13 protein-coding genes are annotated in these 11,796 nt (G+C 63.9%); 10 read left to right on the top strand and 3 right to left on the bottom strand.

All coding sequences use genetic code 11. The annotated features are described in order from the left end of the window. Nucleotides 1–3 precede the first annotated feature (3 nt). Nucleotides 4–519: a DUF1697 domain-containing protein gene (locus ACDK93_RS08450; RefSeq protein WP_458072151.1), complete on the bottom strand. Its 516-nt coding sequence runs from the start codon at nt 517–519 to the stop codon at nt 4–6. Between the two features lie 422 nt (nt 520–941). On the opposite strand from ACDK93_RS08450, the gene ACDK93_RS08445 reads away from it, so the two are divergent. Next, the gene (locus ACDK93_RS08445; protein ID WP_458072150.1) at nt 942–1,331 is read left to right on the top strand and encodes a tautomerase family protein; all 390 of its coding nucleotides are present in this window, start codon (nt 942–944) and stop codon (nt 1,329–1,331) included. 18 nt (nt 1,332–1,349) lie between these two features. On the opposite strand, the gene ACDK93_RS08440 is transcribed toward ACDK93_RS08445, so the two are convergent. Beyond that, nucleotides 1,350–2,054 carry a glutathione S-transferase N-terminal domain-containing protein gene (locus tag ACDK93_RS08440; protein ID WP_458072149.1) on the bottom strand — a complete coding sequence of 235 codons (705 nt, stop codon included), beginning with the start codon at nt 2,052–2,054 and terminating at the stop codon, nt 1,350–1,352. 379 nt (nt 2,055–2,433) lie between these two features. On the opposite strand from ACDK93_RS08440, the gene ACDK93_RS08435 reads away from it, so the two are divergent. Then, entirely contained in the window at nt 2,434–3,567 is a 1,134-nt protein-coding gene (locus ACDK93_RS08435; RefSeq protein WP_458072148.1) for a Cache 3/Cache 2 fusion domain-containing protein, read from the top strand. A 41-nt stretch (nt 3,568–3,608) separates the two neighbouring features. Beyond that, nucleotides 3,609–4,184 carry a hypothetical protein gene (locus ACDK93_RS08430; RefSeq protein ID WP_458072147.1) on the top strand — a complete coding sequence of 192 codons (576 nt, stop codon included), beginning with the start codon at nt 3,609–3,611 and terminating at the stop codon, nt 4,182–4,184. Nucleotides 4,185–4,198: 14 nt separating this feature from the next. Here ACDK93_RS08430 and ACDK93_RS08425 read toward each other — a convergent pair whose 3' ends face one another. Next, entirely contained in the window at nt 4,199–5,401 is a 1,203-nt protein-coding gene (locus tag ACDK93_RS08425) for a diguanylate cyclase (protein WP_458072146.1), read from the bottom strand. Between the two features lie 213 nt (nt 5,402–5,614). Between ACDK93_RS08425 and ACDK93_RS08420 the strand changes: the two genes are divergently transcribed. The 7 genes from ACDK93_RS08420 to ACDK93_RS08390 all read left to right on the top strand — a co-directional run bounded on the left by ACDK93_RS08420 (nt 5,615) and on the right by ACDK93_RS08390 (nt 11,779). Further along, nucleotides 5,615–6,199, top strand: a complete 585-nt coding sequence (locus tag ACDK93_RS08420) for a hypothetical protein (RefSeq protein WP_458072145.1) — start codon at nt 5,615–5,617, stop codon at nt 6,197–6,199. 133 nt (nt 6,200–6,332) lie between these two features. Further along, nucleotides 6,333–7,403 carry an acetamidase/formamidase family protein gene (locus tag ACDK93_RS08415; protein WP_458072144.1) on the top strand — a complete coding sequence of 357 codons (1,071 nt, stop codon included), beginning with the start codon at nt 6,333–6,335 and terminating at the stop codon, nt 7,401–7,403. Nucleotides 7,404–7,792: 389 nt separating this feature from the next. Beyond that, complete coding sequence (locus ACDK93_RS08410) at nt 7,793–8,659, top strand: metalloregulator ArsR/SmtB family transcription factor (RefSeq protein ID WP_458072143.1); 867 nt, start codon at nt 7,793–7,795, stop codon at nt 8,657–8,659. 3 nt (nt 8,660–8,662) lie between these two features. Next, nucleotides 8,663–9,625: a substrate-binding domain-containing protein gene (locus ACDK93_RS08405; RefSeq protein WP_458072142.1), complete on the top strand. Its 963-nt coding sequence runs from the start codon at nt 8,663–8,665 to the stop codon at nt 9,623–9,625. Nucleotides 9,626–9,683: 58 nt separating this feature from the next. Then, on the top strand, nt 9,684–10,754 hold the full coding sequence (locus ACDK93_RS08400) for a TQO small subunit DoxD (protein WP_458072141.1): 1,071 nt from the start codon (nt 9,684–9,686) through the stop codon (nt 10,752–10,754). A 93-nt stretch (nt 10,755–10,847) separates the two neighbouring features. Continuing rightward, nucleotides 10,848–11,363 carry a YeeE/YedE family protein gene (locus tag ACDK93_RS08395; RefSeq protein ID WP_458072140.1) on the top strand — a complete coding sequence of 172 codons (516 nt, stop codon included), beginning with the start codon at nt 10,848–10,850 and terminating at the stop codon, nt 11,361–11,363. Next, on the top strand, nt 11,360–11,779 hold the full coding sequence (locus ACDK93_RS08390) for a DUF6691 family protein (protein WP_458072139.1): 420 nt from the start codon (nt 11,360–11,362) through the stop codon (nt 11,777–11,779). Before ACDK93_RS08395 ends, ACDK93_RS08390 begins: the two co-directional genes overlap by 4 nt. Nucleotides 11,780–11,796 lie beyond the last annotated feature (17 nt).

Raw genomic sequence — 11,796 nt, 5'->3', positions numbered from 1 at the left:
AGGTCAGCACGATACCGTCGCCATGGCTGCCAGCCTGGCGACGGTATTCATATTGCGCGCGGTGCCGGCGGCGACCGCCGCCATTTTCAGGCGCGAATCGGCCATGCCACCGGGGTAATGCACGTAGATCTCGCGCTGACCCAAAACAATGCCTTCGTCCTTGCGCCCAGTGACATGGTCGAGCGCGCCGGCCGGCGGCGCGCCATCGAGAAAGATCGCCATCACGCGATTCGGCGGCTCGCCCGCAAAAGGATTCCCCGCCAGCACGGCAGCCATTTCCGCACCCGTCCTCACCAGTACGCCTACCGGCTTTCCGGCGTAGGCCGCCAGCTGCGACGCCAGCGCGGCCGCCACCCGCTTTTCGGTCTGCGCGCTGTCGAACAGCAGGTTACCGCTTGCGATGAATGTGCGAACATTCGCGAACCCGGCCTGCTCGCCCATGGCCTTCAGTTCGGCCATCGGCAGTTTGCCAGTGCCGCCGACATTCACGGCGCGCAGCAGGGCGATGTAGGTCGGCATATCTCCTCTCCCTTGTTTCTGCAGAACGCCTGGTGCGATCGGGTTCTGCCGCGGCATGGCCTCTGCAGGATGTAACCCGTTGCTCCGGCGCGCTGCAAGCTCCGTCAGCTCGCCGGCTCTCAAGGCACGGCTCCCATACCGCTGGATGGTCTGCTGCCGCCGGCGGCCCGGGGGTCCCCGCTGAAGACGGCGCTGTCTCCGCCACGATCGATCCGAAGGTGCTGCATCTATCGCCGCCGTGGCACTTGACCAGACGTCCAAACAGCCAGCTTTGGCCATCATCGAGATCGCAGCCAATGTTGTCGCAGCTCACGTCGACTTGCCACGGGTGCGTGGATACTTGGGCTTCGATGGTTTTGGAAGAAAAGCCGACGCTGGAAAAGTGCTGGCCGAAAAACTGTCCCTTATCTACAGGAACTCCCATGCCCCTGCTCCGATTCGACGTACTCGAAGGCCGCAGCGCCGACCAGATCACCAACCTGCTCGACGCGGCGCACCGCGCGGTGCTCAGCGCCTTCGGCGTACCGGTGCGGGACCGTTACCAGATCGTGCATCAACATGCGGCATCGCATTTTGTGGTGCAGGACACCGGCCTGGATATCACGCGCACCGACAGCGTGGTGATCGTCAGCGTCACCAGCCGCCCGCGGACGAGAGAGGAAAAGGAAAAATTCTACGTGGAGCTGTGCCGCGAACTGAAGGATAGCTGCGGCATCGAACCCAGCGACGTCATGGTCAACATCGTCAGCAATGCCGATGAAGACTGGAGCTTCGGCCACGGCCGCGCGCAGTTCCTCAGCGGCGAGCTGTAGCTTTTCGCGGTGCTTTGGTCACGGGCGGCGCGGAATCTCCAGCCCGCGCTGCACGGCCGGCCGCGCCAGCGCGCGATCGAGCCAGCCGGGAACGTGATTCAGCGCGTCGTACGCCACGAGCTCGCGCGCCTCGTAGAAGGTGATCAGATTGCGCACCCAGCCAATCGTCGCGATATCGGCAACGCTGTACTCGTCACCCATGATCCAGGGGCGGTCTGCCAGACGCGTATCGAGCACGGCCAGCAGCCGCCTGGATTCGGCCGCGTAGCGCTCCAGCGGCCGCTTGTCGGCGATCTCCTTGCCGGCAAACTTGTTGAAATAGCCGAGCTGGCCGAACATCGGCCCGACCGCCGCCATCTGGAAGAACAGCCACTGGACGGTGTCCCAGCGCTGCGCCGCATCGGCCGAAATAAATTGCCCGGTCTTGTCGGCCAGATACAGAAGAATCGCGCCCGACTCGAACAGGCCGATAGACTTTCCGCCAGGGCCATCGGGATCGATGATGGCGGGAATCTTGCCGTTGGGATTGAGCGACAGGAACTCCGGCGTGTGGCTTTCATTCCTGGTGATATCGACCAGATGCGGCTCGTACGCCAACCCCGTCTCTTCCAGCATGATCGAGACCTTGACGCCGTTGGGCGTGTTGAGCGAATACAGCTGGATGCGCTCGGGATGCTGCGCAGGCCAGCGACTGGCGATGGGAAAGTCGGAGAGCTTGGTCATGGCGAATCCTTGTAAACACTCGCTGCAAAGTAGGCGCTTCCGACGGCACGTTCAATAGCTGCATCCATGCAACCATCGACAACGTCGCGTCACGCGCTTGCGCCATGCGGCGGGTCCGCGCGCCAGTCACGGGGATCAAGTATGCGAACTCCAACGACACGCCTGCTGCTGCTCGCCTGCCGATCAGGCCGAGGAAAATTTCCGAGATCTCCATCGCTTTTTGATGACCTGTCATTTTCTGAACAGGGTCACGCTGATATGCTCGCGCACGAATTCTGAAAAGCCCAAGCCGCGACCGTGTGCCCGGATGCATTCCCGGGCGGATCAGCACGCTGCGGCCAGCTTGATCGGCCACGACTTACCTACAGGGGAAATATCCATGTTCAGACACTCGCTGCGAGTGCGACTTTTACTGCCGGTGCTCGCGCTGGTTCTCGTGGTGGTGGTGCTGGTCACCCTCGCGCTTTCCACGGTGGAAGCCAATCGGGTCAGAGCCGAAGCGACCAGCTCGATCGATCGGCAGTCCGTCGCCCTGCAAAGCCTGTTTTCCGTCACCCGGTCGATCATGCTCGACCGGGTCAACAGCGCGATGCGCCTTTTGCGCCAGCAAAGCGACGCTCTGGGACCGGCAGCCGTCGGCCCCGGCATCACGGTGCAGGGCAAGCCGGCCAACGATCTGCTGTTCGGCGGCAAGCCGCAGGGCAACACGTTTCAGCTGGTCGACGGCCTCACCGCGACCACCGGCGGTACGGCGACGATCTTTTCGCGCTCCGGCGACAACTTCGTACGCATATCGACCAACGTCAAAAAGGATGACGGCACGCGTGCCATCGGCACCGAGCTCGATCCCGCCGGTCCGGTGATTGCGCAGATTCGCAAGGACGACAGCTTCTACGGCGTGGTGGACATTCTGGGCACGCCCTACGTCACCGGCTACGAGCCCATCTTCAGCGCCGGCGGCGGCAGCGTGATCGGCATCTGGTACGTCGGGTACAAAACCGACTTGCAGTCGCTCGACCACGTGATCAGCGACAGCCGCGTGCTCGACTCGGGCTTCGTGGCGCTGTTCGACAGCAAGGGCAAGCTGCGCTTTCATTCGAAAACCGGTACCACCACCGATCCGGCACTGATCGAGAAAATCGCTGCCCAGCAGCCTGCCGACTGGACGGTGGTACGGCAGGATGTGCCGGGCTGGGGTTTCTCGCTGGTGTCGGCGTATCCCAAGAGCGACGTCAATAACGTCATCGTGCAGCAGTCGCTGTGGATCGGCGGCATCGGGCTGCTGATCTGCGTGCTGCTGCTGGGCCTGCAGTCCGCTTTGATCTGGAGCCGCGTGCTCAAGCCGATCCAGCATCTGACCGCGGTGGCCGACGAGTTGAGCATGGGCAAGTGGAACCACACCATCGACGAAGTCGTGCTCAAGGACGAAATCGGTACGCTGGCCAAGGCGATTGCCCGGCTCTCCAACAGCGTGCGCCTGGCGATGGATCGACTGAGCAAGCGACAGTCTTGATCAGGCTCGACCCGTCTCAACATCATCGGAGCGCATGAAAGATGGCCGGCGAATTTCAACCCCTGCACGACGTGCTGCGCGAGCTCAAGCCGCTCGTGCAGCAAAAAGCGTCCGGCTTCTTTTTCGTGGTGACCGAGGACAATCATTCCTGCACGATCCGCCTGCGCGCCGGCGAGATCGATGACGTGCAGTTCAGCCGTCAGCGCAACGATGAGGCGGTACAGCTGCTGTCGACGGTCACGGCGGCCAGGGCGCGGTTTCAGCCGATTGCGGTGAGCAGCGCCAATAGCCGCGGTACCCTGAGCCCGGCATCGCTGCGGTGGCTGCTCGGTGATTTTGAAAATGCGCCGGCCGCCGCGGCACAGACAGCGCAAATCGATACGACGGATGCGGCGGCGCCTCTGCGCGTCGGCATCAGCGACGCGCAGCGATCGGCCATAGAAAGAATCGCGCTGAATTACTTCGGCCCGATTGCCAGCCTGCTGTGCGACGAGGCATTCGTTCCTGAAAACGATATGGAGCAGGCGTTAGCGCAAATCGCCTCGAATCTGTCCTCGCCGGACGAGTCGCGGCGTTTCATGGCAGACGCGCGCGGAGCGTTGGTCCGGATGCCGTAGACGGTCGCGATCGATCAGGCCGACGCGTCCGGATGCAGCCGGACACCGTGGAGCAACGCAGCGCTTTCATCCCGGTCGCCCGGCGCAACGACGACGCGATTGCGCCCTTCCGCCTTGGCCGCATAAAGCGCCTTGTCCGCGCGCCGCAGTACGTCGTCCAGGCTCCTGTCGTTCGGCTCGACCGCACTGATACCGATGCTTACCGTAAACGCGGGAAGGCCTTCGCTGCGATCACCAGCGACCGCAGCGCGGAGTTTCTCCGCTACTTTGCAAGCATGGGACGGCGACATCTCGCGCAACGCCAGCGCAAACTCCTCGCCGCCAATCCGGCCGACGACGTCGCTGTTTCGCAGCGTGGCCAGCGCAATCGCGGCAAACCGCTTCAGCACCAGATCGCCCACGGCGTGTCCGCAGGTGTCGTTGACGGTCTTGAAGTGATCCAGATCGAGCATGACCACGGATAGCGGCCGACCCGAACGGCGCGCCAGCAGCAGCTCGCGATTGCCGACATCCATGAAATGCCGGCGGTTGACCAGCCCGGTCAGGCTGTCGCGCGTGGCCATCTCGTAAAGATTGGCCGCGTAGCGTCTAACCCGGCCGACCAGCGGACGGAAAATGAAAATCGCTTCCAGGGACAGCGTGATCAGCAGCGTGATCAGCACCACCTTCTGCGCGGTGCGCAGCCATTCGATCCGCCGATTGGATTCGTTTTCGAAAATCGATACGGCCTGATTCAAGTTCGGCAGCAGCGCGGTACGCGCGGCCGCCTGCAGCCGCCGATAGGCCACTTCGACGTCGGCGCCGGGCGATGGATCGGCAAACTGGCGCGCGTCGAGGACAAACTGGCGCACCGCCGGGTCCAGCGGCGCCGCACCCTCCAGATAAAACCGGTGTGCCGGCACGGAAAGCGGATGGCGGATACCCAGATCGCCGCCCTGGGTCAGCGCTTTTTCCGATCGCTCCATCAGGGTCACGGCATCGAGCAGCGGCTGCCGGGCGGTCGCATCGCCCGCATGCAGATACGTGGCCAGCAGGCCGATGCGCTGCGACAGCATGCGTTGCCGCCCGGCCACGTTGATCACCGTGGCCGAGTCACCCTGCGCTACGATCACGTTGTTCAGCAGCACGTGCACCGCACCGGAAAGGATCGCGATCAGCGCCAGTCCGGCGATGTAGGCATAGGTTAGGCGTCTGGCGATCGCACGCTCGGCGTCCATGGTGATTCCGCGGGTTCTGACGCAGCTTGGAAACGAATGCGGCTTGAGAGCTCAAACCTGTTGTCCCCAGCTTGGAGCAACAGCACAGGCGACGGCAAGGGCTTCGCGCACGCCGTCTGACAGCTGCCAGACAAGCGCCGTGACCCGCCCCACTGACGCACGCCGGCATGAACGCGCCATGATGCGCAAAGCCCCACCCATTCGCGAGACACAATGCGCACGAGCCTTACCGCACCCGATATCCTGAGCGCGCCGGCCCTGCGAAGCCGCGGCCTCGGCATGATTGCCTGCGCCTGCTTCGGCGCCTTCTGGGCCGGCACCGCCGTAGCGACCGCCGCCGTCAGCTACGCGGCAGCCTATTTCTTCGTGATTGCGCTCATCTCCACGTGGCTGCTCATCGCCGCGGTTCGACTGCTGCGGCGCAGCCGGCACATGACCGCATTGAGCGATACCGTAGCGCCCGCGCAGCGCCGCACGCGCTGGCTATTCTTTGCAATATTCGCCGCCGAGATCATTGCGCTGAACGTCGTCGCCAACCTGCTGGTGAGCCACCACCGCATCAGCTATCTGATGCCCGCCATCGCGGTGATCGTTGGTCTGCACTTTTATCCGCTGGCCAAGCTGTTTCGCGCCACGCGCTATTACGCCACCGCCACGGTGATGACGCTCGCGGGCATTGGCGCGATTCTCGCGCTCAACAGCGGGCTTGCGGTGAGTCCGGTCGACGTGACGCTTGACATCATCTGCGCTCTCGCGCTCTGGCTGACCGGTCTGTTGTCGTGGCGCTCGGCCCGTTGAGCGGCTGATGTCACCATCCCCTGTCGCGTCCCTGCGCTTATCTGTTCTCCATCAAATCCTTGCGCCTGGCCAGACGAATGGTAACTATCGCGGGTGAGGCGGCTACCGCACGCCATGACCGGGGCTGGCAACGATGTCGACGTTCTACTTTTCATCCGCTTCGCGCGCCGTCGCCGTGGCTCTGGCCATGGGTCTGATGGCTGGCCCGACGATGGCTCGTGCCCAGCAAGTCGGTGCGGACAGCGGCCACACCTACACCCTGCTCGCCACCCCGACCACCGTTGCCTGGGGCCATTACGACGCCACGACTGCGCCCGTGCTGCATGTGAAGTCGGGCGATACGGTGGTGTTTCATACCGTGCTCACCAGCAGTCCCACCGCCCTGGAGAAGGCCGGCGTCAAGCCGGCCGATGTGGAGCAGAGCCTGCGCGATCTGTTCGATGGCGTGGCCGCGAAAGATCGCGGACCCGGCGGGCATATTCTCACCGGCCCGGTAGCCATCGACGGCGCCGAGCCCGGCGACACGCTGGAAGTGCGGATCAGAAAGATCGACCTTGCCATTCCCTACGCCTACAACGGCTTCCGCTACGGCGCCGGTTTCCAGACCGATGATTTTCCCTACGCGCGCATGAAGATCATTCCGCTCGACCGGGTAAAGCGCATGGCCCACTTCGCGCCCGGCATCGACATTCCGCTGCATCCGTTTTTCGGCAGCATGGGCGTGGCGCCGCCGGCGGGCTTCGGCCGTTACGACAGCGCACCGCCCACGATCATCGGCGGCAACATGGACAACAAGGAGCTGGTGGAAGGTTCGACCGTGTATTACCCGGTGTTCGCCAGCGGTGCGCTGTTCCAGATCGGCGACGGCCACGCCGGCCAGGGCAACGGCGAAGTTGACATCACCGCGATGGAAACCTCGCTGGTCGGCACGCTGCAGTTCATCGTGCACAAGGGGATGAAGACCGGCGTCTACCCGCGCGCCGAAACGCCGACGCATTACATCGCCATGGGCTTCGACGACGACCTCACCGTCGCCGCGCACAAGGCCGTCACCGACATGATCAACTTTCTGGTCGAGCAAAAGCACATGAGCCGCGACGACGCCTACATGCTGATCAGCGTGGCCGGTGACATCGACATCACCGAACTGGTCGATCACAACAAGGGCGTGCACGTCATGCTGCCCAAGGCGATTTTTCATTGAGCTCTGACGACCGGCATTGCCTGAGCGACATCGTTCAAAACGGATGTCAGGCCTCAGAGCAGAGGCGGTAGAACCCTCACGACGCCCCTGCTTCGCGGCTGACGCAGTCGTCGTTCGCCGCTATGCAATCGTCGACTTGCCGCCACGGCAAGCGCCGTCTGCACGAGACACAGGCGGCCAGTGCTCTGGCGGTGCCTGTCGAATCATCGGTAGCCCCATCGTTGACAGCGACAACGCGCAGGCGCACACCCGACATTTCATCGCCATACGCTGACCGGACCGACGAGCTGCGGCATTTGATGCGCTGGACAGCGGGCGCCGGGAAGCCTATCGTCTCAGCACATTTCATATTTTACTAAACAATGAAATCCAAACCACGACAGGTAGATTTGCCCTACGCACGCGCCGTGCAGACCGCCAAGCTTCTGGGCGCGCTGGCCAACGCGCGCCGGCTGCTGATCCTGTGCCGCCTTTTCAAGCACGGCGAGACGTCGGCGGGGCAGCTGGCGCAGGACCTCGGCATGGGGCTTTCCGCGCTTTCGCAGCACCTCGCACGCATGCGTGAACAAGGCCTGGTCACTCAGCGCCGGGAAGCCAGGCATCTGATCTATCGCATTGCCGACACGTCGTTCCCCCAGCTGCCGGCGCTGCTGCAAAACATCTGCGCCGACACGAACGATCAACCCGCATTTCCAGGAGACGAGAACATGAAACTGATGCACACCGCTGCAGCCGTGATGGGCCTGGCACTCACCAGCACCGGCGTCCTCGCCGCCGATAACTTCTGGTTGACCCCGACCATCCACGGTGCGGGAAAAATCCATCCGCTGCCGCAGGCGGCGTACCAGCCCGATGGCAAGGCGACCTACAAGGTGGTATTCGGTCTGACCAAGGGATCGGAGAAGCCCGATCAAGCCAACCCGGGCCTCGAGCGCGTAGCGCGCACCGTCAATCTCTATGTCAACGCCGGCGTTCCGCTCAAGCATCTGCATTTCGTCGCCATCGCTTCCGGTGAAGCCACCGCCATTGCGCTGAACGACGAGCAGTACCGAAAGCAGTTCGGCGTGGCCAACCCCAACCTCCCGATCATCGCGCAGCTCAAGTCGGCCGGCGTGGACGTCGCCGTGTGCGGACAGGCCGTGGCCGAACATCAGTACGATTATGCGTGGATCGACAGCCAGGTGACCCTCGCCCTGTCGACGTTGACCACCGTGACGGAGCTGCAGCAGAAGGGCTATGCCCTGATGCCGCTCTGAGCCATGACCGTCCGACTCAGGCCGCGGTGGCGTTTTACGGTTCGATGGGTCGCGCCGTTGCTGGCCTGCGCGCTGGCTGCCTCGACCAGCGCGGCGACCGACCACCCGGACTACCTGCCGCCATGGAGTGCGCCACCGGCCGGCGGCGTGCATTTCAGCGTCGCGCCGTTCGACGCCATAGCGGATCTGCACGGCGACATCGTCGATCCGCAGCTGACCGTGTTCTTTGCCGGCAATCAGTTCATGGTGGTCGCCGATCTGGTGGCGTCGTTCAGAAAGGCCTATCCGAACGATGCGCGCGTGTTCGTCGAAACGCTGCCGCCGGGCATTCTCGCCAGGCAGGTGGAAACCCGCTCGCTGGTGATGGGCAATCTGAAAATCGACCTCAAGCCGGATGTGTTCACCGGCGGCAAGGAATCGATTGCCGTGCAGCAGGCGGCGCATGGCTGGTTTGCCGAGACGTACGACTATGCCGCCAACCCGCTGGCCATTCTGGTTGCCAAAGGCAATCCGAAGGGCATCCGGGGGCTTGCCGATCTGGGTCGACCGGACGTGCGCGTGAGCATGCCCAACCCGCAAACCGAAGGTATCGCCAGACAGATCGAAGCCAGCTACCGCAAAGCCGGCGGTGACGCGCTGGACGCCCGCATCATGAAGGCCAAGGTCGCCGACGGCAGCACGTTCCTTACCAGCATCCACCACCGGCAGTCACCGATACGCGTACTGCAGGGTGACTCCGATGCGGCGCCGGTATGGTTCACCGAAGCCTATTTCCAGCAGCAGATCCTGCATCACCCGGTAGAAACCATCGCGATCCCCACCGACCAGAACACCACCGCCACCTACACCGCCGCCCGCATGAAGGATGCGCCGCACGCGCAGGCCGCCCGGGATTTTCTGAGCTTCATGCGCTCGCCCGCCGCGCGGGCCATCTATCGCAAATACGGTTTTCAGCCGCCGCCGTAAGGCCCGGCCGCCTGACCTGACCGGCCGATCCTCGACTTCGATCCACTTTGGAAGACCCATGAGTTCACAGCACCCCATCGGTATCCACGGCGCAACGCGACTTGACGGCTGGCGGCTGGCTGCCATCGCCATGCTGTCGGTGCGCTTTGTGCAGGGCTGGATCTTCTGGGGCGGCGGCAGCCGCCGTTTCATCTATGCCCCGAGCAAACTCGATCCCAGCTCGCACACGTGGCTGGCAAACAAATTCCAGTCCGCCATGCCCGGCGCACTGCTTGGCATGGATCGCGTCGTCGATTACATGCTGCACCACTTCACGCTGATGTATGCCGGCGCCGTGGCGTTCAGCGCGGCGGAACTGATCTTCGGCCTGTTCCTCCTGTTCGGTTTCATGACGCGATTGTCGGCACTGGTGACGATCGCCTTCAGCGTGGTGCTGATGCTGTTGTTCGGCTGGCAGGGCGCCACCTGCATCGACGAGTGGACCATGGCCGCGTGCAACTTCGCCATCGGCGTCACGCTGTTCGTGGCCGGTTCGGCCGCCTATTCGGTGGACAGCTGGCTGATGCGCAGAAATCCGGCGCTGGCCGATCGCGGCTGGTTTCAGTGGTTCGGCAGCGGCACCTTGAGTGCGGCAAGGATCGATCGCCTGGGTGTGATCGGTGCCGTGCTTACCGTCCTGTTCGTCGTGATGACATACAACCACTACCGCGGCTCGGTGTTCACCCCGTTTCATGGCGGGCCGGTCAGCCCATCGAAGCATCATGTGAGTCTTTCGGGCGGCCGTCTGGACGGCCGCGGCACCATCACGTTCACCGCCTATCTCGATGCGGGCACGCCGGAAGCGCCGGCCAATATCGTGCGCGCCGATCTGAGCAACGCGCAGGGTCAGGTTGTGGAAACCTGGGACAGCGCCGCACTGGCCGCGCTGCCCGCCAGCGCCTTCGTCAACGACTACCGCTACAACACGTTTGGCCCGGGCTATGCCGGCATGACCGCCGAAATGGGCGCGCGTGCGGTGATCAGCCTGCCGCCGGCGCAGGCGGGACTTCAGCTGACCAGCGGCGCTTACAACCTGGTTCTGCACAGCGTCAACGGCCACCGCTACACGCTGACGGTGCAACGTCCGTGACCGACTCCCACCCTCGCCATCGCGATCTCGCGCAGGCGTCCGCGGTGCGGTCGTCATCATCGATCGCCCATCCGGCCATCTCATACCCACCAGGTGCATTCCCTGTTGGCTGCCACCCGAACAGAGGATTTTTCCGATGAACGAAACAACCCACCTTTTGCACGCGGCCGCGCGGTCGAGGCCATGAATCCCTACGTACTGGCTGCCATCGGCGGCGTGCTGATCGGCGCATCCGCCGTGCTGCTGATGGGCGCGCTGGGACGCATTGCCGGCATCAGCGGCATCGCCAGCAGCCTGCTGCTGAGCAAGCCGACGGACTACGGCTGGCGGCTGGCCTTTGTGGTCGGCCTCTTTGCGGCGCCCCTGCTCTTGCTGGCGCTGACCGGCGCCAGCGGCATCGGCGAGCCAGTGGTGCGCTGGCCGTGGATGCTGCTGGCCGGCTTGCTGGTGGGCATCGGCACCAAGCTGGGCAGCGGCTGCACCAGCGGCCATGGGGTCTGCGGAACGGCACGGCTGTCACGGCGATCCATCGCGGCCACCGTGGTGTTCATGCTGTTCGGCGTGGCGACGGTTTTTATGATGCGGCATGTGTTCGGAGTAGGCCTGTGAAAATCATCGTTGCACTTGTGGCCGGCCTGCTGTTCGGCCTTGGCCTCAGCCTTGGCGGCATGACTCAGCCGGCGGTCGTGCTGGGATTTCTCGACGTGTTCGGCGCGTGGAATCCGCGGCTGATCTTCGTCATGGGCGCTGCCGTGCTCACCACCGGCATCGGCTATCGCTGGGTCTTGCGCCGTAAAAAGCCGCTGCTCGACGCCACGTTTCACGTGCCGACCGCCAGACACCTGGATCGCCGCCTGCTCGGTGGCGCCGCGCTTTTCGGCACCGGCTGGGGCGTGGCGGGTTACTGCCCCGGCCCTGCACTCGCGTCGATAGGTGCCCTGTCTCCGTCCCTGCTCCTGCTGGTGGGATCGATGCTGGCCGGCTGGTGGATCGCCTCGAAGATCCCCGCGAACGTCGCAACCTGAAATGACCGTGTTAGGAG

The sequence above is a fragment of the Rhodanobacter sp. BL-MT-08 genome (assembly GCF_054161255.1).
This window is presented reverse-complemented; position numbering and strand designations above follow the sequence as displayed.

What these genes read in the sequence shown, in the direction of transcription:
- ACDK93_RS08450 (WP_458072151.1), bottom strand. Translation starts at nt 519, where the DNA reads ATGCCGACCTACATCGCCCTGCTGCGCGCCGTGAATGTCGGCGGCACT.
- ACDK93_RS08430 (WP_458072147.1), top strand. Translation starts at nt 3,609, where the DNA reads ATGGCCGGCGAATTTCAACCCCTGCACGACGTGCTGCGCGAGCTCAAG.
- ACDK93_RS08445 (WP_458072150.1), top strand. Translation starts at nt 942, where the DNA reads ATGCCCCTGCTCCGATTCGACGTACTCGAAGGCCGCAGCGCCGACCAG.
- ACDK93_RS08415 (WP_458072144.1), top strand. Translation starts at nt 6,333, where the DNA reads ATGTCGACGTTCTACTTTTCATCCGCTTCGCGCGCCGTCGCCGTGGCT.
- ACDK93_RS08435 (WP_458072148.1), top strand. Translation starts at nt 2,434, where the DNA reads ATGTTCAGACACTCGCTGCGAGTGCGACTTTTACTGCCGGTGCTCGCG.
- ACDK93_RS08420 (WP_458072145.1), top strand. Translation starts at nt 5,615, where the DNA reads ATGCGCACGAGCCTTACCGCACCCGATATCCTGAGCGCGCCGGCCCTG.
- ACDK93_RS08405 (WP_458072142.1), top strand. Translation starts at nt 8,663, where the DNA reads ATGACCGTCCGACTCAGGCCGCGGTGGCGTTTTACGGTTCGATGGGTC.
- ACDK93_RS08400 (WP_458072141.1), top strand. Translation starts at nt 9,684, where the DNA reads ATGAGTTCACAGCACCCCATCGGTATCCACGGCGCAACGCGACTTGAC.
- ACDK93_RS08425 (WP_458072146.1), bottom strand. Translation starts at nt 5,401, where the DNA reads ATGGACGCCGAGCGTGCGATCGCCAGACGCCTAACCTATGCCTACATC.
- ACDK93_RS08440 (WP_458072149.1), bottom strand. Translation starts at nt 2,054, where the DNA reads ATGACCAAGCTCTCCGACTTTCCCATCGCCAGTCGCTGGCCTGCGCAG.